The organism is Streptomyces coeruleorubidus, assembly GCF_008705135.1.
Lineage (GTDB): Bacteria > Actinomycetota > Actinomycetes > Streptomycetales > Streptomycetaceae > Streptomyces > Streptomyces coeruleofuscus.
On sequence record NZ_CP023694.1, the window covers coordinates 250884 to 276822 of the forward strand.

The 25939-nt window shown below is 71.3% G+C and carries 27 protein-coding genes and 2 pseudogenes; 14 read left to right on the forward strand and 15 right to left on the reverse strand.

The features are described from left to right. Window positions 1–18 precede the first annotated feature (18 nt). Complete coding sequence (aztB, locus tag CP976_RS01210; protein WP_150478587.1) at window positions 19–876, reverse strand: zinc ABC transporter permease AztB; 858 nt, start codon at window positions 874–876, stop codon at window positions 19–21. Window positions 877–891: 15 nt separating this feature from the next. Between aztB and aztA the strand changes: the two genes are divergently transcribed. Then, window positions 892–1632, forward strand: coding sequence for a zinc ABC transporter ATP-binding protein AztA (gene aztA, locus CP976_RS01215; RefSeq protein WP_150478588.1), 741 nt, complete (start codon window positions 892–894; stop codon window positions 1630–1632). A 71-nt stretch (window positions 1633–1703) separates the two neighbouring features. Here the strand turns inward: aztA and CP976_RS01220 are convergent, their stop codons facing one another. The 6 genes from CP976_RS01220 to CP976_RS01250 form a co-directional block, all read right to left on the reverse strand. After that, complete coding sequence (locus CP976_RS01220; protein WP_150478589.1) at window positions 1704–2768, reverse strand: quinone oxidoreductase family protein; 1065 nt, start codon at window positions 2766–2768, stop codon at window positions 1704–1706. Window positions 2769–2884: 116 nt separating this feature from the next. After that, entirely contained in the window at window positions 2885–4021 is a 1137-nt protein-coding gene (locus CP976_RS01225) for a sensor histidine kinase (protein WP_229876663.1), read from the reverse strand. A 22-nt stretch (window positions 4022–4043) separates the two neighbouring features. Then, the gene (locus CP976_RS01230; RefSeq protein ID WP_150478590.1) at window positions 4044–4748 is read right to left on the reverse strand and encodes a response regulator transcription factor; all 705 of its coding nucleotides are present in this window, start codon (window positions 4746–4748) and stop codon (window positions 4044–4046) included. Next, on the reverse strand, window positions 4745–5050 hold the full coding sequence (locus CP976_RS43220) for a hypothetical protein (RefSeq protein ID WP_190147071.1): 306 nt from the start codon (window positions 5048–5050) through the stop codon (window positions 4745–4747). The genes CP976_RS01230 and CP976_RS43220 overlap by 4 nt, the downstream gene beginning before the upstream one ends. A 215-nt stretch (window positions 5051–5265) precedes the next feature. After that, window positions 5266–6417: an amidohydrolase family protein gene (locus tag CP976_RS01245; protein WP_167537252.1), complete on the reverse strand. Its 1152-nt coding sequence runs from the start codon at window positions 6415–6417 to the stop codon at window positions 5266–5268. A gap of 325 nt (window positions 6418–6742) precedes the next feature. Beyond that, window positions 6743–7342, reverse strand: coding sequence for a TetR/AcrR family transcriptional regulator (locus CP976_RS01250; protein WP_150478592.1), 600 nt, complete (start codon window positions 7340–7342; stop codon window positions 6743–6745). Between the two features lie 141 nt (window positions 7343–7483). Here CP976_RS01250 and CP976_RS01255 point away from each other — a divergent pair, with 141 nt between their 5' ends. After that, window positions 7484–8278, forward strand: coding sequence for an alpha/beta fold hydrolase (locus CP976_RS01255; protein WP_150478593.1), 795 nt, complete (start codon window positions 7484–7486; stop codon window positions 8276–8278). A 16-nt stretch (window positions 8279–8294) separates the two neighbouring features. Next, complete coding sequence (locus CP976_RS01260; RefSeq protein WP_150478594.1) at window positions 8295–8666, forward strand: antibiotic biosynthesis monooxygenase family protein; 372 nt, start codon at window positions 8295–8297, stop codon at window positions 8664–8666. 10 nt (window positions 8667–8676) lie between these two features. On the opposite strand, the gene CP976_RS01265 is transcribed toward CP976_RS01260, so the two are convergent. After that, complete coding sequence (locus CP976_RS01265) at window positions 8677–9855, reverse strand: acyl-CoA dehydrogenase family protein (protein WP_150478595.1); 1179 nt, start codon at window positions 9853–9855, stop codon at window positions 8677–8679. 111 nt (window positions 9856–9966) lie between these two features. After that, window positions 9967–10335 (reverse strand): four-helix bundle copper-binding protein, encoded by a 369-nt coding sequence (locus CP976_RS01270; protein WP_059423021.1) that lies wholly within the window; start codon window positions 10333–10335, stop codon window positions 9967–9969. 125 nt (window positions 10336–10460) lie between these two features. Here CP976_RS01270 and CP976_RS01275 point away from each other — a divergent pair, with 125 nt between their 5' ends. The 10 genes from CP976_RS01275 to CP976_RS01320 all read left to right on the forward strand — a co-directional run bounded on the left by CP976_RS01275 (window position 10461) and on the right by CP976_RS01320 (window position 18195). Beyond that, a complete protein-coding gene (locus CP976_RS01275; RefSeq protein WP_150478596.1) occupies window positions 10461–10865 on the forward strand; it encodes a ChaB family protein in 405 nt (134 codons plus the stop codon). Window positions 10866–10902: 37 nt separating this feature from the next. Continuing rightward, window positions 10903–11262, forward strand: a complete 360-nt coding sequence (locus CP976_RS01280) for a DUF6479 family protein (RefSeq protein ID WP_150478597.1) — start codon at window positions 10903–10905, stop codon at window positions 11260–11262. Between the two features lie 96 nt (window positions 11263–11358). Then, window positions 11359–11709 (forward strand): DUF8129 domain-containing protein, encoded by a 351-nt coding sequence (locus CP976_RS01285; protein WP_010044117.1) that lies wholly within the window; start codon window positions 11359–11361, stop codon window positions 11707–11709. A 206-nt stretch (window positions 11710–11915) separates the two neighbouring features. After that, window positions 11916–12422 (forward strand): SigE family RNA polymerase sigma factor, encoded by a 507-nt coding sequence (locus CP976_RS01290; protein WP_150478598.1) that lies wholly within the window; start codon window positions 11916–11918, stop codon window positions 12420–12422. An 11-nt stretch (window positions 12423–12433) separates the two neighbouring features. After that, entirely contained in the window at window positions 12434–12952 is a 519-nt protein-coding gene (locus CP976_RS01295; RefSeq protein ID WP_150478599.1) for a RodZ family helix-turn-helix domain-containing protein, read from the forward strand. A 201-nt stretch (window positions 12953–13153) separates the two neighbouring features. Beyond that, window positions 13154–14443: a bifunctional glycosyltransferase family 2/GtrA family protein gene (locus CP976_RS01300; protein WP_150478600.1), complete on the forward strand. Its 1290-nt coding sequence runs from the start codon at window positions 13154–13156 to the stop codon at window positions 14441–14443. Beyond that, window positions 14440–15720 (forward strand): glycosyltransferase family 39 protein, encoded by a 1281-nt coding sequence (locus CP976_RS01305; RefSeq protein WP_150478601.1) that lies wholly within the window; start codon window positions 14440–14442, stop codon window positions 15718–15720. Before CP976_RS01300 ends, CP976_RS01305 begins: the two co-directional genes overlap by 4 nt. A 140-nt stretch (window positions 15721–15860) precedes the next feature. Continuing rightward, window positions 15861–16319 carry a hypothetical protein gene (locus CP976_RS01310; RefSeq protein ID WP_150478602.1) on the forward strand — a complete coding sequence of 153 codons (459 nt, stop codon included), beginning with the start codon at window positions 15861–15863 and terminating at the stop codon, window positions 16317–16319. Window positions 16320–16449: 130 nt separating this feature from the next. Next, window positions 16450–16935, forward strand: coding sequence for a cation:proton antiporter regulatory subunit (locus CP976_RS01315; protein ID WP_150478603.1), 486 nt, complete (start codon window positions 16450–16452; stop codon window positions 16933–16935). Window positions 16936–16941: 6 nt separating this feature from the next. Further along, on the forward strand, window positions 16942–18195 hold the full coding sequence (locus CP976_RS01320) for a cation:proton antiporter (protein ID WP_150478604.1): 1254 nt from the start codon (window positions 16942–16944) through the stop codon (window positions 18193–18195). Window positions 18196–18559: 364 nt separating this feature from the next. Here the strand turns inward: CP976_RS01320 and CP976_RS01325 are convergent, their stop codons facing one another. Both CP976_RS01325 and CP976_RS01330 read right to left on the reverse strand, forming a co-directional pair. Then, complete coding sequence (locus CP976_RS01325) at window positions 18560–19141, reverse strand: Rv1733c family protein (RefSeq protein ID WP_167537253.1); 582 nt, start codon at window positions 19139–19141, stop codon at window positions 18560–18562. A gap of 76 nt (window positions 19142–19217) precedes the next feature. Next, a pseudogene (locus CP976_RS01330) lies at window positions 19218–20238 on the reverse strand (winged helix DNA-binding domain-containing protein). A gap of 652 nt (window positions 20239–20890) precedes the next feature. Here CP976_RS01330 and CP976_RS01335 point away from each other — a divergent pair. Continuing rightward, a pseudogene (locus CP976_RS01335) lies at window positions 20891–21778 on the forward strand (TauD/TfdA dioxygenase family protein); the annotation flags it as partial. A 68-nt stretch (window positions 21779–21846) separates the two neighbouring features. On the opposite strand, the gene CP976_RS01340 reads toward CP976_RS01335, so the two are convergent. From CP976_RS01340 to CP976_RS01355, 4 genes are all read right to left on the reverse strand, one after another. Further along, on the reverse strand, window positions 21847–23427 hold the full coding sequence (locus CP976_RS01340) for an MDR family MFS transporter (RefSeq protein WP_190146956.1): 1581 nt from the start codon (window positions 23425–23427) through the stop codon (window positions 21847–21849). 179 nt (window positions 23428–23606) lie between these two features. Then, complete coding sequence (locus CP976_RS01345) at window positions 23607–24311, reverse strand: TetR/AcrR family transcriptional regulator (RefSeq protein ID WP_150478606.1); 705 nt, start codon at window positions 24309–24311, stop codon at window positions 23607–23609. A 47-nt stretch (window positions 24312–24358) separates the two neighbouring features. Further along, the gene (locus CP976_RS01350) at window positions 24359–24808 is read right to left on the reverse strand and encodes a DUF1360 domain-containing protein (RefSeq protein WP_373304888.1); all 450 of its coding nucleotides are present in this window, start codon (window positions 24806–24808) and stop codon (window positions 24359–24361) included. A 76-nt stretch (window positions 24809–24884) separates the two neighbouring features. Next, window positions 24885–25865, reverse strand: coding sequence for a Rieske (2Fe-2S) protein (locus CP976_RS01355; RefSeq protein ID WP_190146954.1), 981 nt, complete (start codon window positions 25863–25865; stop codon window positions 24885–24887). Window positions 25866–25939 lie beyond the last annotated feature (74 nt).

The window sequence follows — 25939 nt, forward strand, 5'->3', positions numbered from 1 at the left end:
GATCGCCTCAGGTTCTTTTCAGTCGGTTGCCGTGGCGTGAACGCCGACGAAGCGCGCACGCTGGTGGCGGCGAAGACCGGATGCCAGGTGGGAGAGGAAGAACAGGCTCACCGCGAGGGCCGAGACGGTCGCCCCGGCCGCGGTGCTCAGATGCCAGGACAACAGCAGACCGCAGAAGGTGGCGGTGATGCCGAGCAGCGCCGCGAGGGCCATGACACCTCGTACACTGCGCGCCCAGGGCAGCGCGGCCGCCGACGGGGCGATGAGCAGGCCCAGCACCAGCAGCGTTCCCACGATGTGGAACGAGGCGACGATGGCCAGCGCCAGCAGGCCGAGCAGCACGGCGTGAGCGAGGCGGGGGCGTAGGCCGAGCGTCCGGGCCTTGCGCGGGTCGAAGGCCAGGGCGAGGAAAGCCCGGTGGCCGAGGACCGAGACGACCAGTGCCAGCAGCAGCGCCACACCCAGCAACACCAGATCCTGCGCACGGACGGCGAGGACGTCACCGAACAGGAACCCGGTCAGGTCGACCGCGAAGGACTGCGAGCGCGACACGATGATGACGCCGAGGGACAGCATCCCCACGAACAGCAGACCGATACCGGTGTCCTGGGACAGCCTCGGGGTGCGGCCGAGGACGGTGACGCCGGCGGTCATGACGACCGCGCTCACCACCGCCCCGACCAGCAGGTTGCCACCGAGCAGCGCGGCGAGCGCGACCCCGGGCAGCAGCCCGTGGGACATGGCGTCGCCCAGAAAGGCCATCCCCCTGAGCACGACCCAGGTACCGGCCAGTGCGCAGATCACCGACACCAGCATTCCGCCCCACAGGGCCCGTTGCACAAAGGTCACCTCGAAGGGACCCGTCAACCACTCCATGCGGTGGACATTACAATGAAAATCATGTTCAAAAAATCCCCCTCTCTCGCCCAAGCCGAGGACAGGACGTCCCGCGTTCGCCTCGCCAAGCTCTCCGCCGGATACCCGGGCCGTCCCGTCCTGCATCAACTGGACGCGGAGATAGCCGCGTTGGCCACTACAGCCCTCGTCGGCCCGAATGGAAGCGGGAAGTCCACCCTGCTCGGAGTACTGGCCGGAGTGATCCGACCCACATCAGGCGAGCTCCACCACGCCGGCAACCGGCCACCGGCGTTCGTCCCGCAACGCGGCGCCGTCGGTGACGCACTGCCGCTGACGGTCAGACAGACGGTGGAGATGGGGCGCTGGGGCGAACGCGGACCGTGGCGCCGGCTGACCCGGCAGGACCGCGCCAGCGTGGACACGGCCCTGGAACGACTGGGCATCGCCGACCTCGCCACGCGTCAACTCGGGGAGCTGTCCGGCGGGCAGAGACAGCGCGCCCTGATCGCCCAAGGGCTCGCCCAGGAGTCGGACCTGTTGCTGCTGGACGAACCGACCACAGGCCTGGACCCCGAAGCGAGGGAGCGGATCGGGGCGCTGCTGACGGAGCTGGTCGCCGACGGAGTGACGGTCGTCCAGGCCACGCACGACCTGGAAGCCGCACGCTCGGCGGACGCCTGCCTCCTGCTCCGCGACGGTCACCTGGCAGGACAGGGGGACCCCGAGCAGTTGCTCACGGCCTCTACCCTCGCCCGGATCTGGCAACCGGCGTGACGCGACAGCCCCTCCGTCGGCTCGGACACCCGGGGAACCCGGGCGTCCCGTCGCGTATGGCCGCCGGGGCGTCAGGGCAGGAGGAGGACTTTGCCGGTCTGCCGGTGGCTTTCCAGATAAGCGTGGGCCTCGGCCGCCTCTGCCAGGGGATAGGCCCGGTCGATGATGGGGTTGATCTTTCCGTCTGCCAGCAGTTCCAGGCAGAGTTGCTGGTCGCGCAGGGTGGCGCCGCGCACACTGGCGATTTTCACCTCCCCGCCGATGAGGGCGAGTGCGTCCAGTTCGAGCCGGGATCCCTGGTCGGTCGGTGTGCCCAGGACGATGACCGTGCCGCCGAGCCGTATGCAGGAAAGGGAGAGCTGGAAGAAGTCGTTGCCGCCGACACAGTCCCAGACGGCGTCGGCGCCCAGACCGTGCGTCAGCTCCCTGACCTGTGCCGGCAGTCGGGGATCGGTGGAGTGCAGGATGTGGTCGTAGCCGAGCCTGCTGAGGGCTTCGTCGCGGTCGGGCTTGGTGGTGGTGCCGATGACGGTGGCTCCGCTCAGCTTCGCCAGTTGTGCGCAGGCGATGGCCATCCCGCCGCTGGCGCCGGTGACGACCACGGTGTCGCCGGGACCGACGGGTGCTTGCCGCGCACAGTTGAGCGGGGTGGTGTAGGTCCACATGGTGGCTACGGCCGTCTCGAAGTCGACGCCGTCGGGGATGGGCAGGATCGCGTCCTCGCGGCGCACGACGTACTGGGCGTATCCGCCGAAGACTTGATGTCCGGGGTAGGCGGTGTCGACGCACAGGTTTTCCAGGCCGCGTACGCACAGGGCACAGTTACGGCACGGCGGGTGCGGAAGCTGCACCGCCCTGTCGCCGGGATGCCACCGGGTGACGTTCTCGCCGGTGGCGACGATTTCACCGGCCGCGTCCCGGCCGAGCTGGAACGGCAGGGGCCACGGCGGCCGTCCCGGCAGGGGCTGCGGCAGATTGCCCGCGCGGTAGCGCAGGTCCCAGCTGTTGACGGCCGTGGCGTGCACGCGCATCAAGACGTCGTCGGGACCGACCTCGGGAATCGGCGCTTCTATGTACTTGAGCACCTCGGGCCCGCCATGTTCGAACAGGCGGACCGCCATCATGGTCTGTTCCACTCTCACGTTCCTTCAGATCATTACGTGGTTCATCTAGGACTTCATGGAGCCGCCTGCGCTTCGCCCACCCCACTCAGAACGTGTGCGAGCGGACCTCGGAGCCGCGCACGACGGAGTCAGCGGGAGACCTGGTTCCCGGACATGCCGCCCTCGGGCGCGGGTTCCTGCGGTAGACGCAAGGTGAACGTTGCTCCCTTGCCCAGCCCGGCGGATTGCGCGGTGATGTCTCCGCCATGGGCTCGGGCGATGCCCCGGGCGATGGTCAGCCCGATGCCGCTGCCGCCGGCGGCAGCGGGTCGGCCGGGATGATCAAGGCGTTCGAAGCGGTGGAAGATGCGTTCGAGGTCGTGTTCGGCGATGCCGATGCCGTCGTCCATGACACGGGCGATCACGTGGTGCCCGGGAGACGGTTCGGTGTACACGGACAGCGCCACATGCCCGTGCCGATCGCATGCGGCCAGTGCGTTGCCGAGCAGGTTCACCAGGACCTGGGTGATCCGGTCCGGGTCGCAGAAAGCGCCGACGGGTGCGCCTGCGTCCACGACGAGGGTCACCATCTGGTCGTCGTACTGGGGGCGCAATCGCTCGGCCGTCGCCCGCGCCAGCGTGGCCACGTCGGTGGGCTTGCGGTGAAGATCGAAGGCGGCCTCCTCCGACCGGGACAGGCTGGAGAGGTCGCCCGCCAGGCGCTGCAACCGGTGAAGGTCGTCGGCGAGGGAGGCGAACATCGCCTCGTCGGGGATGAAGATGCCGTCGGCCATGCCCTCGATCTGGCCGCGTAGGAGGGTGATGGGGGTGCGCATCTCGTGGGCGACCTCGGAGATGAGGCGGGCGCGGCGGCGTTGGGTGTCGGCGAGGGCTGCCGCCAGTGTGTTGACGTCTTCGACCAGCGCTGCCAGGCCCGGCTCGCTGGGGAGTTCGAGGATGTCGTCGTAGTGGCCCTCGGCGAGCCGGCGCGTGGCGGCGCGCACCCGGTCGAGCGGTCGCAGCAGAAACCGGGACAGGGCGATGGACGCCGGGAAGGCCGCGGCCACTCCGAACAAGAGGCCGATCTGAAGGACCACGTCACCTTCGACATCGGCAAACCCGAGCCACACCTCGATCAGCGCACTGATCGCCGCCATGGCCAGCAGCGCCAGGAGGAGCACCATGACGTGCGAGAGCACCAGCCGGTTGCGGAGCGACAGCCGCTCCTGGATTCGGCGCAGCCGCGCACGGCACCTGTGGTAGACCGGGAAGCCGGAGGGAAACATGGGCGGGTGTCCTTCCTGGCCGCTAGGCGGGGCGCCCGACGAACCGGTAGCCGATGGTGCGGACGGTGCCCACGAACCGGGGTGCGTTCGCGTCGTCGCCCAGCGCGCGCCGCAGCGTGCGGATGTGTACGTCCACGACGCGCTCGTCGCCGAAGAAGTCCTCGCCCCATACCTGGGTCAGCAGTCCGCGCCGGGTGAAGACCCGCCCAGGGGCCCGGGCCAGCGCGAGCAGCAGGTCGAAGTCGAGGGCCGACAGCTCCACCGTGCGGTCGGCGTCGACGAGGACGGTTCGCGTCTCGGGATCGACAGTCAGTCCGTCGAAGCGCAGCATGTCGTCCTCGTGGGCAGCCCCGGGGCGGTTGTCGGTGCGCCGCAGGATGGCGCGCACCCGTAGGGCCAGTTCGCGGGGGCTGAACGGCTTGGTGACGTAGTCGTCGCTGCCGGTCGTGAAGCCGATCAGCCGGTCGACCTCCTCGTCCCGGGCGGTGAGCATGATCACCGGGACCTGGCTCGCCTCCCGGACGCGGCGCAGGACCTGGAATCCGTCCAGCCCAGGGAGCATCACATCGAGCACCACGAGGTCCGGCCGGTCGCGGGTGACGGCCTGAAGGGCGGACGGTCCGTCCGCGGCTTCGATGACGTGGAACCCGTCCGCCTCCAGGTAGCCGCGCACGGTCATACGGATCTTGGGTTCGTCATCGACGACCAGAACGCGCTGCGTACTCATCGTGCTCGCTTTCCATCGCCGCAGTGGGAAGGGGGAGGCGTCGTGGCCGCTGGGTGGCCGGCGGCAGGGAGGGGGAAGGCCTCGAATGCGGCCAGCGTACGGTGGGTGTCGTGGCCGGTGACGATCTCCCGGCCGGCCTCGCCCATCCGGCGCCGGGCCGCCGGGTCGTCGAGCAGCTCCATGAGGCGGTCGGCGAGGGCACGCACGTCACCGGGCGGGATGAGGTAGCCGAACGCGATCCCTGCATCGACAGCCGCACCACATCCGCCGCTCGTACCGGTCGGCGGCCGGCTGCCGACCACGGACGGCATCATGGCCGCTGCCGGCCGGCTGTGTGCGGCCCTCGACGACCTGGCGGCGCACGCGACAAGCAGGCCTACTGCGTGCCGACTTCACCTCCGCCGACATCCCGCTGCTGCTCGAACACCTCACCGCACGGATCCCCGTCACCGGTGAACGTGCCGCCGCGCCGCTCCACCTGCGGTACCTCGTGCGAAACGGACCTGCGCAGCCCGGCTCAGCGCGAGTCGGCGCGGCGTATACGTGCCCGCAGCTTCGGGAACTGCTCGAGGGCGTTGGTCCGCTCCAGAGCGATCCGCTGGCGCCGGTTGTAGACCTCGTCGACGGTCGGTTCGGGGTCGCCTGCCTTGAGGACCGGCAGGCTGCCCTTGAGGAAGGGCATCGTCTCGACGTTGTCGGCCGCATAGAGGTGGCGGGTCGCCGGCCAGTCGCTGCCGAACATGATGTGGCTGTCGGGCACCAGCGACGACAGCGGCTGCAACTGCGCGGCGGTGAACGCCTGTGCGTCGTCGAAGTACATCCGCTTGAGGTAGGTGAGGGGGCCTTCCGGCAGCACCTCGTTGAACGGCGGGAAGGCCGAGTGCCGTGTCGCGAGCCGGTAGGCCAGGAACGGCAGTGCCCCGCCGCAGTGCGTGAAGTGCCAGCGGATGTTCGGGTAGTCCCGCAGGACACCGTTGTAGATCAGGCTCGTCATCGCACGGGTCGCGTCGAAGGTGTACTCGAAGACGTTGTTCCCGGCCGGGATGTCGGGCCCGAAGCAGAGCTTGGGTGCCGGGTTGTTCTCCGGACCCGTCGGGTGGACGTAGACGTAGGCGCCGCGGTCGTTGAGGATCTCGTAGAGAGGCTTGAAGGAAGGGTCCCCCAGGTAGGTGCCCTTGTAGTTGGTGAGCAGGCAGATGCCGTCGAGATCCAGTTCGCCGAGCGCGCGGTCCACCTCGGCCACCGAGCCCTCGATGTCGGGCATCGGGGTGACCGCGAAGATGCCGAACCGGTCACCCCGGGTCTGCACGAGGTCGCGGGCCCAGTCGTTGACCGCGCGGGCGGTGGCGCGCCGGTCGTCGACCGGGCCGACGGTGACCTGGAGGTCACCGAACGACAGGACGCTGGCCTGGATCCGGTACTGGTCCATGAAGGCCAGGTGCCGGTCGACCGACCACGGACCGTACGCCCCGGTGATGGCGCCGAGCAGGCCATAGCGCTTCAGGTAGTCGTTGTACACGTCGGGGGCGTAGTGCGCGTGGGTATCGATACGCCAGTTGCCCTTCGGCAGCCCCGGACCGGACGGCGCCGCCTCCGGAGTGGCCATGGCAGCCGGCACCGTGGCCGCCGCCGCCGTGACGAGCGCCGCGGCCGATGCCCCTTCGATCATCCTTCGACGCGAGATGTTCCGTCGCAGGTTCATTTCCAGTTCCCCTCTTCATGCTGAGTGCGAGTCAGGTGGTATGTGCGTGCGTCACGGCGCCGTCGCCGGACCGGGAAGGGCCTGCACAGGACGGCGATGGTCCCCGCCAGCGCGTCATCGCCGACCGCCTGCCCATCTGTCCACCGGCGGGACGAGGAGTGCGTGCATGACCACCAGACAACAGCCGCCTCATAAAGCACGTACGACTGAACGCATGAAGCTTCCATGAAGCCAATCGCCGCTGCGGAAATGCGTGTTCCGGTTGGCCTCTGTCAAGAGGTCGCAGCGACTACTACTGGGAGTCCTGCGGTGCGTCGGCGCGCCGCAGCATGGTGAGCCACTGGGCCACGACGGCGTCGATGAAGGCGTCGGTGACCTGGCCGCGGTCGAGGAAGAGCCGGGCGAGGACGGGCCCGTACAGCAGGGTGAACTCGTCTTCGCTGATCTGGACGCCTGAAGGCTCCAGCAGCCTGTTGAAGCCGGCGTAGCGGTCTTCGCCGATGCGGACGAGTGCCCGGGCACTGTCGGGATCGTGGTCAGCCTGGGCGGTGACGGCCAGGGCCGCGGTGCGCACGGCCGGCACGCTGACCCCGGCGCGCAGGCTCTTCAGCCACGCGGTGGCCACGGCACCCACGTCGCTGCCCGGTTCGGGATAGGTGCCGAGATCGGGGCCTTCGAGGACGAGGTCGAAGAGCAGTGCGGCTCGGGTGGGCCAGTGCCGGTAGAGGGTCTGGCGGGTGACCTCCGCACGCTCGGCCAGCAGGGCATAGGTCAGCCCGGCCGGTCCGACCTGAGGCAGCAGTTCTCGGGCGACGGCCAGCACGCGGTTGCGGGTGCGCTGCACGCGCGGGTTGCCCGGGGTCGGCTGACGGCGATGGAGCGGCTGCTTCATGCCGCCACCCTACCGGCATCATACGGCGAGTGTGATTGACGCCACAGCCACTAATCATACGCTTCGTGTGATAAACCTGAGAGAGCAATCACACGCACTGGATGATTCTTGCGTGACGGCGCATTCGAAAGGCAGACGGCCATGTCACCTCACAACCTGCTCACACCCACGTTCTCCCGCACTCGCCTCGGCTCCGGCCCCGGTCTGCTCCTCGCCCACGGCGCCGGCAGCAGCCTGGCCGGCACCTACGGCCCCGTCCTGGAAGCTCTCGCCGCCCGCCACACCGTCGTCGGCATCGACTACCCCGGCAGCGGCGACACCCCCCGCTCCACCGCCCCGCTGTCCGTCGACGACCTCGCCGACCAGCTCATCGCCGCCGCCGACGCGGAGGGCCTCGACCGCTTCGCCGTGTCCGGCTTCTCCCTCGGCGGCCCGGTCGCCATCCGAGCCGCCGCCCGCCACCCCGAGCGCGTCACCGCACTCGTCCTGACCGCCGCCTTCCCGCACCGTGACAACCGGCTCGCTCTCGCCTCCTCGGTCTGGAGCAAGATCGCCGCGTCCGGCGACCGCGAGCTGCTCGCCGAATTCCTGCTCCTGATGGCCCTCGGCACCCAGGCGCTGGAGTCCATGCCGGCCGAGCAACTGCGCCAGACCCTCGGCTACACCGCCGCCACCGCGGCCGCCGGCAGCTCCGAGCAGACCGACCTCGTCGGCCAGGTCGACGTACGAGACGACCTCGCCGGCATCACGGTCCCCACCCTGGTCATCTCGACCACCGACGACCGGCTCAGCTCCACCGCCCTGCACCGCCACCTCGCCGAGACCATCCCCGGCGCCCAACTCGCAGAGATCGCCACCGGCCACTTGCCGATGCTGGAACGGACCGACGAGTGGCTGCGGCTCCTCACCGACTTCCTCGGCAAGCACAACGCCTGAAAGCACAGGAGGAACCATGCTCAAGTTCGGCAACCTCGACGAGTCCACCCCCTTCCGCGACCAGCAGAAGGAGAAGGCCGGCCCGGTCACCATCATCAACACCTTTGTCGCCCCGGAAGGCAAGGAGGACGAGGTGGTGGCCGCGTGGACGGACGACGCCGAGTACATGAAGAAGTCGGGGAGCCTTCTCTCGGTGCAGCTGTACCGGGGCATCGGCGGCAGCCGGCTCTTCACCAACGTCGCGGTCTGGAAATCCACCGAGCACCTCCGTGCAGCGCTCGGCACACCGGAGTTCGCCTCGCACCTGGAGCGCTACCCTGCCGGCACCCTCGCCTACCCGCACCTGTACCAGAAGTTCGCCGTCGAAGGCGTCTGCGAAGGGGAATGACGAAATTCGGTCAGCGCCGCACCCGCGGCATCCCCAGACCGATCCACGAGATGATCTCCCGCTGGATCTCGTTGTTGCCGCCGCCGAAGGTGAAGATGACCGCCGAACGGTAGCCGCGTTCCAGTTCGCCGTGCAGGACGGCACCGGCCGACCCCTCCTTCAGCGCACCGGGGGCGGCGACGATCTCCATGAGCCAGGCGTAGGCGTCGCGTCGGGCCTCGGAGCCGTACACCTTGACGGCGGAGGCGTCCTGCGGGGTGAGGGTGCCGTCCTGGACGGCACCCACCATCCGCCAGTTGAGCAGCTTCAGCGCGTCCAGCCGGGCGTGGGTCCGGGCCAGGAGGCGGCGGACCCAGGGCAGGTCGGCGACGCGGCGGCCGTCGGCGAGCTTGGTCTCCATCGCCCAGCGCTGCACGTCGTGCAGGGCGCGGATCGCCATGGTGCCGTGGGCGGCCAGGGTCACGCGTTCGTGGTTGAGCTGGTTGGTGATCAGCCGCCAGCCCTGGTTCTCGGCGCCGACCCGGTGGGAGACGGGGACGCGGACGTTCTCGTAGTAGCTGGCCGTGGTGTCGTGCGAGGCGAGGGTGTTGATGAGGGTGCAGGAGTAGCCGGGGGCGGTGGTCGGCACCAGGAGCATGGTGATGCCCTTGTGCGGCGGTGCGGCCGGATCCGTACGGACCGCCAGCCACACCCAGTCCGCCGTGTCGCCGTTGGTCGTCCAGATCTTCTGGCCGTTGACGACGTACTCGTCGCCGTTCAGCACCGCACGGGTCCGCAGTGACGCGAGGTCGGTGCCCGCGCCGGGCTCGCTGTAGCCGATGGCGAAGTCGATCTCGCCGGAGAGGATCCTCGGCAGGAAGGAGGCCTTCTGCTCCTCGGTGCCGTACCGCATGATCGTCGGGCCGACGGTATTGAGCGCCATGAGCGGCAGCGGGACGCCGGCCTGCGCGGCCTCGTCGAAGAAGATGAACTGCTCCATCGCGCTCAGGCCGCGCCCGCCGTACTCCTTCGGCCAGCCCACGCCCAGCCAGCCGTCCGCGCCGAGCCGCCGGATGGTCTCGCGGTAGAACCGCTTCTGGGCGGCCGGGTCGCCGTGCCGGGCGTACGCGTGGTCCGGGACCAGTTCGGCGAAGTAGGCGCGCAGTTCGGCGCGCAGACGCTGCTGCTCGGGCGTGTATTCGAGGTGCACGGCGCCTCCAGGCTCCCAAGGCCGGTCCTGTCGGCGCACACCGTAGAACGTGTTACAGAAATTGGGAATGGCGAGGGATGGGGAACGGCTCCTCAGTTCAGTGTCGGCTCCTCAGTTCAGCGTGGCGAGGAAGTCCGTGCACGCCCGTGCGCAGGCACGGCACGCCGCCGCCGAGTCCTCCGCCCCCGGCTGCCGGTCGAAGACGTGCGCGGCCTCCAGGCACACGGTCCGGCACCACTCCACCTGGACGCGGATGCTGGTCTCGTCCACCTGGTTCTGTTCGGACAGCACACGGCAGGTCGCGTCGCAGACCTCCGCGCACATGATGCCCTTGCGTCGTACGAGTTCCTGGTTCTCGGTGCCGTCGGGATCCACGAGGCTCGCGCGCAACGCGCACGCCCGGGCGCACTCGGTGCACGCCTGGGCACAGGCGAAGCGGTCCTCCAGGAACCGGAACAGCTCCTGCTGGGATGTCGTCACACCGCGCGGGTAGCCCCGCCGATGCCGGTCAAACCCGGTGCCGCCAAGGGTTCCGTACGGTTTTTCGGCTCCGCCTGCCGGGCACCCGGCAGGGCCGGGAACGACGACGCACGGAGGTGAGTCACATGCCCGGGCGAGAGGAACTTCCGTCGACCCTGGAGCGCTCCGCCGAGGAGGCACAGCGCACCTGGATCAAGGCCCACGACTCGGCCGTGGAACAGTACGGCGAGGGCGAGCGCGCGCACCGCGTGGCCTTCGGGGCACTGAAGCACACCCATGAGAAGGTCGGCGACCACTGGGAGCGCAAGGAGGGCGGCCGCAAGGCCCCGTCGGACCCGCGGTCGGCCCGGCCGCGGCAGCAGGGCGGACGCAGCGGCGAGGGCGTCGACGAGCGGGCCTCGAAGGAGCACCTGTACGACCTCGCCAAGCGGCTGGGTGTCGAGGGGCGGTCGCGGATGTCGAAGGCGGAGCTGCTGGACGCCGTCCGCAAGGAGAACCGGTCGAAGACCCGGGCCGCACGGTCGGGGTGAGCAGGTTCATGGAGACGACCAGGGGTACTCGCGAGCCATGAATACCGCATGGATGGAGATGGCCGCGGGCGGGGACGCCCCCGGCTTCGGGTTCGTCGTGACGGGTCTGGCGGTCGTGGCCCTGCTGCTGGGTGCCTTCATCCTGGGCCTCCGGCACAAGCACCGGCGCCCGCCGCGGCCCGAAGAGCAGCCCAGGCTGCCCGACGGGGGTCCCGTCCGGGAGACGAGGGAGCGAAGGGAGCCCGACGAGGTGCCCCGGGGCCAGGGTCGCCTGACGCCGCACGAGCTGAAGGCACACGGCAACCAGAGCGACCGCAGGAGCGCGACCCAGGAGCGTCCCCGCTGGAACGAGGGCAGCAGCGGCTCGTTCGGCAGCGGCGGCCCGGGCGGCCGCTGATCCCCGCTCCCCGCGGCACTCCGCTCCGTACCCCACGTCGTACGTGAACCGTCATACGTGCACGTCGTACACGCCGTACACAGGGAAGTGAGAACCATGGCCGATCCCGCCCGCAACACCCTGCCGCTGCCGGACTACGACCACCTGCCGATCGGCGGCCTGGAGAGCCGGGTGCGGTCGCTGTCCGCGGACGAGGTGGAGGAACTGCTGGCGTACGAGCGGTCGCACGCCGACCGGCTGCCGGTGACCGAGCTGCTGGGGTCCCGTCTCGAGCAGCTGCGCGAGGGCGCGGAGCCGACGTCCGGTGACCCGGGTGCCCTGCGTCCCGAGTCGGGCGAGGGGCACGGAGGCTCTCCGGTGTCGCCCGCCACGTCCCCGCAGCCGTTCAGCCCGCCGCCGCACGGCACCCCCGACCAGCGGGGCAAGCCGAAGGGCGACCGCACGTAGGCGTCACCGCCGTTCAGAAGGGCCCGTGCCTGTGCACGGGCCCTTTTCACGTACGCGCCCGGCGGACCCGGCACGCACGCCCGGCACGCGCGCCCACGCTCGCACTACTCGGAGTGAGGTGGATCACAGCCGGTAAGTGCAGCGTGATGTGGGGCCCAGCGTCTTTCCAGGGGTGTAGGGGGTCACTGAGACGCGGGACGGTGGGGATGGAGCAGGTTCGGGCGGACGGCTTCGACGAGTTCGTGGCCGCCCGTTGGTCGGCGCTGCTCCATGTCGCGCGGCTGCTGACGGGCGGCGACCGGCAGCGGGCCGAGGACCTGGTGCAGGAAGCGCTGGTGAAGCTGTGGTTCGCCTGGCCGAAGGTCGCCGAGCAGGCTCCGGAGGCGTACGTCCGCACGGTGCTGGTGCGGATGGCGGCGCGCTCGGCGAAGCGGCGCTGGTGGGGTGAGCGCCCGGTGGAGCAACTGCCCGACCGGGCCGATCCGGGGGACGTGTCGTCCACCGTGGCGGAACGCTCGCGGCTGGAGGCCGCGTTGGCCCTGCTGTCCGCCAAGCAGCGGGCCGCGGTGGTGCTGCGCTACTACGAGGACCTGCCCGAGGCCCAGGTCGCCCAGGCGCTGGGCTGCCCGGTGGGCACGGCACGGTCCCACGCGTCACGCGGAGTCGCACGGCTCCGCCAGATCCTGTCCGACGCCGTCAGGCCTGTGGGGTGAAGGGAGAAGCGATGGACGACTTCGAGCGGGACCTGTCGCGGCTGCTGCGCGACACCCAGCAGCACACCCCCTACGAGCCCGAACACCGGCAGCGGCTGCACGCGGGCATCCGCTCCCGCCGCCGGTCGCGGCTGCTGTGGAAGGCGGGCGGCTCCGCCGTGGCGGTGGCCGGGCTCAGCGTCGGGCTCGCCCTGCTGCCGAACATGCTCACCCGGGCCCAGCCCGCCGATCACCGGCCTCAGCCCGCGACGAGCTCGACCCCCTCGCAGGACAGCGAGCCCACATCCGACTCCCCGGATCCCAGCACGACTCCGACCCGGCCGGAGTCGTCCGCGCCGGCGACCACGACCGGCGGCAGCACGCCGCCCGGGGGCCCGAGCACGACGATCAGCCCCACGCCGACCGCCACGGCCTCCGAGAGCCGGACCACGTCGGCACCTCCCACGCCGCCCCCTTCCCCGACGCCCACGACGGCTCCGCCGTCCCCACTGGAGGAGACGCAGGAGCCTTCCGCATCGGCCACCGAGTAGCCGCCTGAGCGGCCATACGTCAGGGGTGGCGGCCGCCTGAGCGGCCCTACCCGTCGGGGGCGGCCGCCTGACCGCGGCCCTTCCGTCAGGGGCGTCAACGCCCCGCCACCCCGTCACCGCACCACCGCCACGGGCGCCTTCGGCATGCCCGGAACCGGCGCTCGCGTACGTCCGGCGCCAGAAAGAGACCGTGAAGCAGCCATGAGAACCGCACGGCGGCCGGCCCTGGTCGACCGCCCGACAACCGAGCTGTCCGCCCTGCCGCGCCGGGCCCCGCTGCCCGCGCACCACCCGGACCCCGTCCTCGACGTCGTCGTCCCCGTGTTCAACGAGGAGAACGACCTGGAGCCCTGCGTCCGGCGCCTGCACGCGCACCTCACCGAGACCTTTCCCTACCCCTTCCGGATCACCATCGCCGACAACGCCAGCACCGACCGGACCCCGTGCATCGCGGCCCGGCTGGCCTCGGAGCTGCCCGGCACGGACTGGCTCCGGCTGGCCGAGAAGGGGCGCGGCCGTGCGCTGCACGCTGCCTGGTCACGCTCGGGCGCCCCGGTGCTGGCGTATCTCGACGTGGACCTGTCCACGGACCTCGCGGCGCTGCTGCCCCTGGTCGCGCCGCTGATCTCCGGCCACTCGGACATCGCCATCGGCACCCGGCTGGCGCGCGGTTCGCGGGTGGTGCGCGGGCCGAAGCGGGAGATCATCTCCCGCTGCTACAACGGTCTGCTGCGTTCCACGCTCGCCGTGGGTTTCTCCGACGCGCAGTGCGGCTTCAAGGCGGTGCGGCGGGACGTCGCCGAGCGGCTGCTGCCGCTGGTGGAGGACCGCGAGTGGTTCTTCGACACCGAGTTGCTGGTCATCGCCGAGCGGGCGGGACTGCGGATCCACGAGGTGCCGGTGGACTGGGTGGACGACCCGGACAGCCGGGTGCACATCCTGTCCACGGCGCTGGCCGACCTGCGCGGCATGGCCAGGCTCGGCCGGGCCCTGGCCTGCGGCCGGCTGCCGCTGTCCGCGCTGCGCCGCAGCGGCGGCGACCTCGCCGGGGAGCTGCCGGCGGGCCTGGCCCGGCAGGTGGTGCGCTTCGCCGCCGTCGGGATCGCCAGCACCCTGTGCTACCTCCTGCTCTACACCGCGCTCCGGCCGCTCACGGGAGCGCAGGCCGCCAACGCGCTCGCCCTGCTGGCCAGCGCGGTCGCCAACACCGCCGCGAACCGGCGGCTCACCTTCGGGGTGCGGGGCCGTGGCGGCGCGCTGCGTCACCACCTCAAGGGGCTCGCGGCCTTCCTGGTCGGGCTGGCACTCACCAGCGGTTCACTGGCCGCCCTCCACCACGCGGTCCCCGAGGCCGGCCACCGGCTCGAACTCGTGACGCTCGTCGCCGCCAACCTGGCCGCGACGCTGCTGCGCTTCCTCCTCTTCCGGGCCTGGGTCTTCCCCGCCCGCCACGACGCCCGCTCCCCTCGCCGTACGACAGGATCCTCATGAGCACCGTCGAGCTGCGTCGACCGCCCTCCGGCCTCGGCTCCCCCGAAGTTCCCCGCGGACGGCGGGAGTTCGGCCCGCGGCTGCGCGGGGCCGCCGTGCGCTACGGACCCGTGCTGCTGACGTACGGCGTGCTGAAGCTGGCCGGCTTCGCCGTCTTCATGTACCTGCTGGACTCCGCGGGCGACTTCCGGAAGAAGAACCCGCGATTCGGCGGCGGCGAGCATGCCTGGGACGTCCTGGCCAGCTGGGACGGCTGGTGGTACCAGCAGATCGCCCGGCACGGATACGACCCGGCCCTGGAACCGGTCCCCGGGGCGACGGGCCTGATCACCCTGGAGGGCAACTCGGCGGCGTTCTTCCCGCTGTACCCGACGCTGATGCGGCTGGTCTCCGAGTGCACCGGACTCGGCCTGTACGGCGCCGGCATGACGGTCTCCGTCATCGCGTCGTTCGTCGCCGCGCTCGGCATCTACGCCGTGACGAAACAGCTCGGCGGTCACCGGGCCGGGCTGGTCGCGGCCGGGCTGTGGGCCGTGTGGCCCGGTTCGGGCACGGAGTGGTCGGGCTACTCGGAGTCCCTCTACACGGCCCTCGCCGCATGGACCTGCCATGCCGTCATGTCCCGCCGCTGGCTCACCGCCGGGCTGCTGACCTGCGCGGCCGGGCTCTGCCGGCCCACCGCCGTCACGCTGGTCGCCGCCCTCGCCGTCGCCGCGCTGCTGTCCCTGCGCCGGCCGGCGGACGGAGTGCGGCTTGCGGACAGGATCCGGCGTCCGCTGGCCGCCGTGGTGATTGCCCCGCTGGGCCTGTTCTGCTACCTCGCCTGGGTCAACTACCGCATGGGCGACATCAACGGCTACTCCAAGCTCCAGGACGGCGCCTGGGCCCACAAGTTCGACTGGGGAGTCCACTCGTTCAACGTGCTGACGTCCATCCCGGTCGGGCACTTCGACTACCTCTTCGCGATGCCCTTCCTGGACGTCATCGGTGTCTGCGTGGTGCTGATGGTGCCCGTGCTGACCGTGCTGCTGCTGCGTCTGAGACCGCCCGCCGTGCTCGTCGTCTACACGCTCCTCTCGTACCTCATGGTGATGACGACACAGCAGTACTTCGGCAACGTCTCGCGCTACCTGCTCCCGCTCTTCCCGTTGTTCATCCCGCTCGCCCTGGCCATGCGCCGGCTCAACTGGCCGTCCCTCGCCGCCGTCCTGGGCACGGCCGCGCTGGCCTCCGGGTCGTACGCGGGCTACGTGCTCTTCGAACTCGGGGTGCCGTAGCCGTGGCCGCCTGCCGGACGCACGACCTCTCGGAGGTGCTGCGCGAGCCCCCGTGGAGGGGCTGCCTCGTGCACCGGGCGGCATACTGATCTCGGCTTGCGCAGTGACCAGGCCGATGGCCGGAGAGGAGATGACGGGACGTGACCACCGAAGGACCGGGCGGCAGGCGGGGGACTCCCGACGAGCCGGACGGCACTCCCCCGGTCCCGGACGACGTGTGGCTGAGGTTCCTCACGGACAGCGAGCACGCCATACGCGCCTCCGCCCCCAGGGAGCCTTCCGCGAGGGAGCGGGCGGCGGGACGGCGGCTCCAACCCCCGCACACCGTCGGTGACCTGTGGCAGCCGGAGGACCTGCGGGTCCGCGTGGCCTGGCGCGACCTGGACCGCCGTGCCAGGGTCCGGCGCGTGGGACGTGTCGTCGCCACCGCCGCCGCCGTGGCTCTCGCGGTGGGAGCCTGGTCCCAGTTGTCCGCCGGCGCGGGCGCGGGCACCCGGCCGGGGACGGGCACCGTGCGGCAGGTGGAGGGGGCGACCGCGAGGCAGTCCACGGCCACTCCCTTCCCGTCCGGATCCGCTGTCCCGGTGCCGTCCAGGTAGCACACACGACGGGTACGGTCCCGCCCGGCCGCCTAGGATGAGCCCACCAGGCCGGATCTGGGCGCTCGTCCGGGCGCGGCCCCCGCAGGCGAGTCTCAGGAACACGCACGCCGACGGAAGGGGGACAGACATGAGCGCGCCACGCCTCAGCAGTACGCCGTTGCCCGGCATCGGTGTCCGCTACGACCTGACGACCCGGGACAGCAGCCGGCTGTCCGTGGTCGCCCACCGCGACGGCCACCGGACGATCAGCGCCTACCGCAGGGACGACCCGGACGCCTGCGACCTGTCGGTGCGTCTGACGGCGGAGGAGGCGGCGACGCTGATCGACGCGCTGATGCCCGCGCACCACACGCCGAACCTGCTGTCCACCACCAACCTGGGGCTCGTCGCCGAGCGGATCGAACTGTCCGGCTCCTCGCACTGGAACGGCCGGCTGCTGGGCGAGTCCCGGATCCGCACCGACACCGGCGCGTCCATCGTCGCGGTGCTGCGCCGGGCCGAGGCGATACCCTCCCCCGCGCCGGACTTCCGGCTCGCCGGCGGTGACACGCTCATCGTCATCGGGACCCGCGAGGGCGTGGAGGCGGCCGCCGCGATACTCGGGCGGGAGTGACCCGCCGTGCACTCCTCAGCGGTCTTCCTGATCGAGTTCGGCTGCCTCATCCTCGGGCTCGGGCTGCTCGGCCGCCTCGCCGGGCGCTTCAGCTTCTCGCCGATCCCCCTCTACCTGCTGGCCGGGCTCGCCTTCGGCGAGGGCGGACTGCTGCCGCTGGTCGCCAGCGAGGACTTCGTCGCCATCGGTGCCGAGATCGGCGTCATCCTGCTGCTGCTCATGCTGGGCCTCGAGTACACGGCCACGGACCTCGTCTCCAACCTCAAGACCCACTATCCGGCCGGGGTCGTCGACGCCGTCCTCAACGCCCTGCCCGGTGCGGTACTCGCGCTGCTGCTCGGCTGGGGACCGGTCGCCGCCGTCGTGCTGGCGGGCGTCACCTGGGTCTCCTCCTCCGGCGTCATCGCCAAGGTCCTGGGCGAGCTGGGGCGGCTCGGCAACCGCGAGACCCCGGCCATCCTGAGCATCCTGGTCCTCGAGGACCTCTCCATGGCGGTCTACCTGCCGATCGTCACGGCCCTGCTGGCCGGGGTGGGCCTGGCAGCGGGCGCGGTCACGCTGGCCATCGCCCTGGGCGTGGCCACGCTCGTGCTCGTTCTCGCGGTGCGCTACGGCCGCCACGTCTCCCGCTTCGTCTCCAGCGACGACCCCGAGAAGCTGCTGCTGGTGGTGCTCGGCGTGACCCTGGTGGTCGCCGGGCTCGCCCAGCAACTCCAGGTGTCCGCGGCCGTGGGCGCCTTCCTCGTGGGCATCGCGCTGTCCGGTGAGGTCGCCGAGGGCGCGACGAGCCTGCTCGCACCGCTGCGTGACCTGTTCGCCGCGGTGTTCTTCGTCTTCTTCGGCCTGCACACCGACCCCGCCAGCATCCCGCCCGTACTCCTGCCCGCCCTCGCCCTGGCGGCCGTCACCACCGCGACGAAGATCGCCACCGGCTACTGGGCCGCGCGCCGCGCCGGGATCGGGCCCAAGGGCCGCTGGCGCGCCGGCGGCACGCTCGTGGCCCGCGGCGAGTTCTCCATCGTCATCGCCGGACTCGCCGTCACGGCCGGCATCGAGCCCTCCCTCGGCCCCCTGGCCACGGCCTACGTCCTCATCCTGGTCCTCCTCGGCCCCCTGACCGCCCGCTACACCGAGCCCGTGGCCACCGCCCTGACCGGGCGACTGCGCCGGCGGAACGCCACGTCCCGCGGAAGCACGACACCCGCTCCACCGGGCGCCCACGAGACCATCGACGACCAGGACATCGTCGGCCGCACCTGACCGACCGGCCCCAGCCGGGCCGGGGCGCCGGCTGGGGCTATCCCGGCAGTTCAGCCCCCGCTGCCTCCTGAAGTGCGGCACACGGCAGACCCGGTGGCCTGACGGCGTACGGCCACACTGCCGTGCCCGCGCCCTGCGGAGCCCGGCGCGGATCCCGCGGCGGCCCCCAGCCCTCTGTGCGGAAGCGCGGCGCGCGGCAGACCCCACCAGCCGACGGCGCACGGCTCGGCTCCATGCTCGCCATGCCGATGCCACGGCGCGAAAGGCCCGCCAGCCGGCGGCATACGGCCGCGCGCCCCTACCGGCTGTGCGGAAGAGGCCCCGCGCACGGCACACCCGGCAAGCCGTCGGGCATACGGCCAGGTCAGCCCGTCTTCCAGCCGCGCCGCGTGTCGATCCGTTCCCATTCCGCGTCCCACTGCGCCATGCGCCGGCGGTCCAGGGTCAGTCGTGTCAGCCAGGCGGCGCCCAGCACCACCCCGCCCGCGAGGGCTCCTGCCAGCCCGCCGCCCATGGTCGTGTGCAGCCAGGCCTCGCCCTCGGACACCGGTGGGGTCGTGATGTCACCGCTCCTGTTCACCCACACAGGGATCGTGCTCCGGGCGGGAGTCCTGGGCGGCACCCGCGCATCGTCCGTGTGCGTCGAGCCGTCCGGCTCGGCCCACCGCACCTCGGCCCACACCCGGTGGTCGCTCGCCGCGCGGGCCGGTGACGGGCCCGGCGCGTCCTCGACGGTGACCGCCGAGACCTGACGGGACTCGGCCCGCTGCCGTTCGACGGCCCGCTCGACGGCGCCCGCCGCCATCAGCCCCGCGCCCACACCGCCGAGCAGGGCGAACACCCAGCCGGCGAGCACGACCCAGGCTTCGACGACGTCGATACGCCGTTTGAGCGCGTTGTGGCGCCACCGCCACCACCGCACGGTCACACGCTCTGACATCTCCATCGGCCGACACCCCCTCGTGAGCACCGGCAGCACCCTTCCAGTGTGCGCCTGAACCGCGCTCTTGTCGGCGTATGGCTCAGCCCGAGGACGCGGAGATCCGCACCCGGTCGCTCTCGTCACCGGACAGAAAGGACGCCAGCGCCCGCCCTTCCTCGGCGACGGAGCCGCGGTCGGCCCGGGAGAAGCGGCGCAACGGGGTGACCAGGACGGTGTCCGCCTCGACGGTCCAGGTCGCCGCGACCCGGCCGTCGAGCAGGACGACGCGGGCGCCTTCGACCGACAGCCCGCGGTGGGCGTCGTCGATGATCCGGCCGCGGTCGTGGTAGCCGAGGATCGCGTTGTCGAACGCCGGCAGGAACCGCACCGGCGCGGGGGTGTCGGGGTCGGGGCGCGGCGCGTCGGGGAGGTCCAGCAGTTCACGGCCGCGCTCGTCGCGGAAGGCGACGAGTTCCTCGCGCAGGGCGGAGACCGCGGCCGGCAGTCCCGCCAGACCGCACCAGGCGCGCAGGTCGGCCGAGGCGGCGGGTCCGAACGCGGCCAGGTAACGCCGTACCAGCGTCTGCCCCACGGGGTCGGAGTCGCCCGGGACCGGCGGGTCTATCTCGCGCCCCAGCCAGGAGGAGACCAGGGCGTAGCGCACTCCCGCCGTCGTGCGCCACAGCCCGCGCGGGGGCAGCTGCACCATGGGGAGCAGTCCGGCGACCAGCATCTCGCCCAGTGGCCGGTGCCCCGCCGCCGGCCAGCGGTCGGCGACCGCGCGCGAGGTCGCCCATCGAGCGGGGTTCACCGTCGGCCATGACCTCCCGCCCCGCCGCCGCGAGTTCACCCAGGTCCACCCCCTCCAGCTCGCGGCGGTACGTCCCGAGCACCCGCTGGCGCAGCATCGCGTCATGGCGGGCCCGCCAGGCCACAAGGTCGTCGGCGGTGACGAGGTGGACGGTGCGGCGCATGAGATGGGTCCGAACCACACGCCGCCCGGTCAGCAGTTCCGACAGCGCCGTCGGTTCGAACGCCCGCAGCCGGGACCAGAGCCCGATGAACGGTTCCTGCGGTTCCTGCGCCTGGAGACCGCACAGGTGGGCGACGGCGTCGAGCACCGGCAGGTCGGCGCGGTCGAGGAGCAACTGCCGCGCGAGAGTCGCGCGGTTGAGCGCCCGGGCATCGAGAACGGTCAACGGAGCACCTCGGCCTTCGAGTCGTGTGCCGACCCGCGGTTCGAGAGGTCCGGGCGGCTTGCCGGATCACCGTGGCACGGCATGCGGTCAGGTCGTGACCGCATCCGGCGTCACCAGCGCGCACGGTTGTTCACATGGGTGCACTGGCGAGGTGTCACGGCTGCGGGAGTCGGGACTGCTGACGCTTCTCGTACCGGCCGCGCTCGGCGAAGCGGACTGGCCCACGGCGTACGCGGTGGTCCGCCGCCCGGCTAAAGCGGCGGTCGGGGACGACTTTCTCAACGGCACCCACCCTCCGTTCGTACTCCCCGTCTGACCATCGACGGGCCGACCCGGCGGCGATTGTGAACAGCGCGCTTCACTCTCATGTCGCCCTCCCGATCGGCGTTGACCCGGCGGATTCGCGCTGTGATTGTCATTCCTGTGAGCAATTCGGAGAACGCTGTTCTCCCCGCTCTCTTCCGCAGGCGACCACCACGGCTGTTCCGTGTGCCAGGCACTGCGTCCTCGTAGTCGACTGAATTCCCCGCAGACGTTTCCGGAGTGAGTCGGCAGCACTGAAAGGACCCCGCACATGACCACCAGCACCGGCTTCGACATCCGCAGGATCGGCGGCCGCATCGGCGCCGAGATCCACGGTGTGGATCTCTCCGGCGACCTCGAACCCGCCCTCGTCTCCGAAATCAACTCCGCGCTTCTGGAACACAAAGCGCTCGTCTTCCGCGATCAGCAGCTCGACGACGCGGGCCAGCTCCGCTTCGCCTCCCTCTTCGGCGAACTCACCACCGCCCACCCCACCGTCCCCTCCGTGGACGGGCAGCCGCAGATCCTGCCTGTCGACGGCGACGAGGGCATCCGCTCCAACGTGTGGCACACCGACGTCACGTTCGTCCGAACGCCCCCGAAGGCGTCCACGCTGCGCAGCATCGTGGTCCCGCCCTACGGCGGCAACACCCTCATCGCCAACTCGGCCGCCGCCTACCGGGATCTGCCCGAGCCGCTGCGCGAGCTGGCCGACAAACTCTGGGCCGTACACACCAACGCCTACGACTACGCCGCCCCGAAGAGCGAAAAGGCGGCCGAGTACCGAAAGCGGTTCGTCTCGCGCAAGTACCGCACCGTCCACCCGGTCGTCCGCGTCCACCCCGAGACCGGCGAGCGAGGCCTGTTCATCGGCGGCTTCGCCCAGAGCATCGTCGGCCTCGGCCCGTCCGACTCCCGTGACCTGCTGCGCATCTTCCAGTCGTACGTCACCCGCCCCGAGAACATCGCGCGCGTGGCCTGGACGCCGGGCGACCTCGTCCTCTTCGACAACCGCATCACCCAGCACTACGCCCCCGACGACTACGGCGACCTGCCCCGCCTGCTGCACCGGGTGACCGTCGCCGGCGACGTCCCCACCGGGATCGACGGCACCCCCAGCCACGTCCTCGAAGGCGACGACGCCTCCCACTACACCCCGCCGTGGCCTGAGTCGCGACAGGGCCGCCGGAAGGGAACTCGTGCCCCTGCCGGCGGCCCTGGCTCTCGTCAGGCGTCCGCGTCGACGCGCGGGAGGGAGCCGCCCGCGACCTTCCGGCCGGCGTCCGCCGACTCTTCGGTGAGCCGCTCCATGCCGCTGGTGTGCTTCAGCGGCTTCTCCTTGATGAACAGCACGGCGATCAGCGCGAGCGCCGCGAACGGGGTGGCGACGAGGAAGAGTTCGGCGGTCGCGATCCCGTAGGCGTGCTCCACGATCTCCCGCATCGGCGCCGGCAGGGCGGTCATGTCGGGCACTCCCCCGTGCCCGGCCTGGCCTCCGCCCTCGACGGCACCGCCCGCGTCCTTCAGGCTCTTGGTCATCTCGGAGGTGACACGGTTGGCCAGGATCGCGCCGAGCACGCTGGTCCCGATGGTGCCGCCCATGCTGCGGAAGAAGGACAACACCGAGGTGGCGGCGCCCAGTTCGGCCGCAGGCACGTCGTTCTGCGCGGCCAGCACCAGGTTCTGCATCAACATGCCGACACCGATGCCCATGACCGCCATGTAGACGCTGAGGAGACCGAAGTGGGTGTCCGTCCCGATCGTGGAGAGCAGCCCGAGACCGACGGTCATCGTGACGGCGCCCACGACGAGGTACACCTTCCACCGGCCGGTCGCGCTGATGATCTGCCCCGCGACGGTGGAGGAGACCAGCAGGCCCAGGATCATGGGCAGGCTCATCAGGCCCGCGATCGTCGGGGACTTGCCGAGGGAGACCTGGAAGTACTGCGACAGGAAGACCGTGCCGCCGAACATGGCCACACCGACGAGGAGGCTGGCGACGGTGGTCAGTGCCACGGTGCGGTTGCGGAAGATGCCGAGCGGAATGACCGGCTCGGCGACCTTCGCCTCGACGAGGACCGCGAGGACCAGCAGCACCGCTCCCCCGCCGGTCAGCGCGGCGGTCTGCCACGACGCCCAGTCGAACTCGTTCCCGGCGAGGGTGACCCAGATCAGCAGCGCGCAGACACCCGCGACGATCAGGAAGGCGCCCAGGTAGTCGATCTTCGCCTCGCGGCGGACGGTGGGCAGGTGCAGCGTGCGCTGGAGCAGGGCGATGGCGAGCAGGGCGAAGGGCACTCCGATGAAGAAGCACCAGCGCCAGCCGAGCCACGAGGTGTCCACCAGGACGCCGCCGATCAGCGGTCCGGCCACGGTGCCCACGGCGAACACGGCGCCGAAGATTCCCGCGTACTTGCCCAGCCTGCGCGGCGGGATGATCGCCGCCATCACGACCTGCGCCAGTGCCGTGAGACCACCGGCACCGATGCCCTGGGCCACACGGCTGAAGATGAGCAGCTCCACGTCGTGGGAGAAGCCCGCCAGCAGCGAGCCGACGACGAACAGGCCCAGCGAGAGCTGGAGCAGCAGCTTCTTGTTGTAGAGGTCGGACAGCTTGCCCCACAGCGGCACGGTCGCCGTCATGGCCAGCAGCTCGGCGGTGACGACCCAGGTGTAGGAGGACTGGCTGGCCCCGAGGTCGGCGATGATCCGGGGCAGCGCGTTGGACACCACGGTGCCGGCCAGGATGGCGACGAACATGCCCGCCATCAGCCCCGACATCGCCTGGAGTATCTGCCGGTTGGACATGGAGGACGGTGACGCCTCTACGGGCGCCGCTGAAGAATTCACATCGTCTCTTTCACGGTGTTGATGGCGGGCGATTCGCGCGGCACACGACCGTGGGCGCGCGAACGGTCCGAAAACCTGGGGCTCTTGGAGAATGGGCCGGGACGGACCTGGGTCCCGGAGCGATGAGCGGCGGCTGCCTACCGGCCGGCCGGACCGGTCGGTCCCGCCGGTGACGGGGCCGGAAGCCCCGCTGCGAGATGCTCGAACGTCTCCCGGAAGACGTCCACGAAGGCGAGTTCGTCCTGCCGGACGCACCAGTGCTCGACGGCGACCCGGACGGCCGCGATGCCGACAGCGGCGAGCAGACGCGGATACAGGCCCAGCGCCCGCCTCCTTGGTTCGTCGTCCGGCGACCCGGGCCCCGCGCGGTCCTCGGAGAAGAGCGGTGAGCCGGCGCCGACGCGCTCGGCGAGCGCTTCGGCCAGGGCGAGTTCATCGGCCATGTGGGCGCCGAGACTGCGGGCGAGCAGGTGCGGTGAGCGGCGCAGCACCTCGGAGTGCAGGCGCCACAGGTCCTGCTGCTGCTCGATTTCCGCCAGCTCGGCCGCCATGGCGTCGCGCAGGGCCTCCAGCGGGGACATCTCGGTGGGCGCCGCCCGTACGGCGTGCCGGACCCTCGCACTCGCGTCCGCACCGATCATGACGAAGACGTCGTCACGGGAGTCGAAGTAGTTGAAGAACGTCCGCGCGGACACCCCGGCTGCCTCGCTGATCGCGTCGACGGTGACGTTCTCCGCCCCGTGCTCCGCCGCCAGACGCACCGCGGCCGCCACCAGGGCGGCCCGGGTCGCCCGCTTCTTGCGCTCACGCAGCCCGACGCCGGCCGGGTTCCCCTCCGTCATGGTTGCATGGTACGCAAAAATGCAGGCTCTGCAAAAACCCGGCGACGTCAGTCGCCCGTCGTCCTGGTCACCAGTGCGCTGTACCCCAGTTGCAGCGCGTCCGCGCCGGCCAGGGCCGTGAGCGTGCCCATGGCGATGCGGGTCGGGCGGGGCCACAGGAACTGGCCGGCGGTCAGGGTCGTGGCGACCCAGACGCTCATGCAGAACGGACAGGTCGCGAGTTCGCCGACGGTGTGCTTGCCGTGCTCGGGGCGCGCCTCCTCGTGCAGTTCGGCGGGGCCCTGCGGTCCGACGTACCTCGTGAAGGGAGCCCGCAGCGGGCTGGTCACCGATGCCTTGCTCAGCAGCCGGCTGAGCCGGAACGTGGCCACCGAGGTCAGCACCACGTCCCACGGCTCGGGCCGCTCGGGCAGCGGGCGTCCGTGGCGCCGTACCGCCGTCGTCCAGGCCGCCGTGTACGCCGTGAAGCCGGCCATTGCCGCGAGATAGCCGCCCAACGGCCGTTCGTGCCCTGCCCCATACGTCCGCCGGGTGCGCTGGAGGAGCCCCTGGAGCCGCCGTGCGAGGCGGCTGTCAGTCACTGTCGCCGTGTCCACGGGCGGCACCTGGTCGCTTTCCGCTCCCCTGTCCGACCAGCTCCCGGTCGTTCTCCTCATGATCTCCCTCGTCCTCGTGGCGCAGGCGTACCTCGACATGGCCGTCGGTGATCCGGGTTTCGAAGGCGGGCTGAGGGGCGGTGGCCGGGCCGCGTACGTTCCAGCCGTCGGCGAGGCGGAAGACGCTGCCGTGCCACGGGCACCGGACGCATCCGTCGGCGACGGTTCCCTCGGAGAGCGGTCCCGCGAGGTGGCTGCACCGCTCGGCCAGCGCGTGGATCGCTCCGCCGGGTTCGCGTACCACCAGCACCGGCACGTCGTCCACGCTGCGCCGCACCGGCTGACCGGCCGGAAACTCGCCCACGGTGCCGATCCGGTGCCAGCCCTCCGTGACGACGTGCGGTACCTCTTCGGCGTGGTTGGCGCCGGACGCCTGCCGGTAGGCCAGGTGACCGCCCAGCATGCCGCCGGCTCCGACCGCCGTCAGCCCCAGATAGCCGTACGCCCGGCCCGCCGCTTCGCGTCCCTTGACCCGGCAGGTGAGCGAGGCGGCGTACAGACCGACGGCCGTGAGGTTGCTCAGCGCGTGCGCCAGACCGACGCGCTGCTGCTGACGGTGCAGGTCCGCCCAGTCGACCCAGCCCGCCAGGGCCGTGGGCGCGGCGGCGGCCAGACCGACGCCGACCAGCATCGCCGACTCGCGGGAGCGGCCGGGCCGCAGGTCCAGGACGGCCGCCGACAGCCAGCTGCCGATCGGCACCTGCACCATCAGCGGATGCACCGGATGCCCCAGCCACCTGCCGTGCAGCAGATCCCGGCCGCGCCCCAGCGGCAGGGCCCGCACACCCCTGCGGAGCAAGTCGATCACCGCGTCGGCCCGAGGCTCCCGCTCCAGGCGGTCCAGCAGCCACAGGACCCGGTTCTGCCCGATCGGCCGACGACGTGGCGTTGCGCTCATGGTCAGCCGGGTCCCCACCGGCACCGACGGCAAACGGGTCCGGAGGATTACGGCCGGGCAGGCCGGGAACGCGG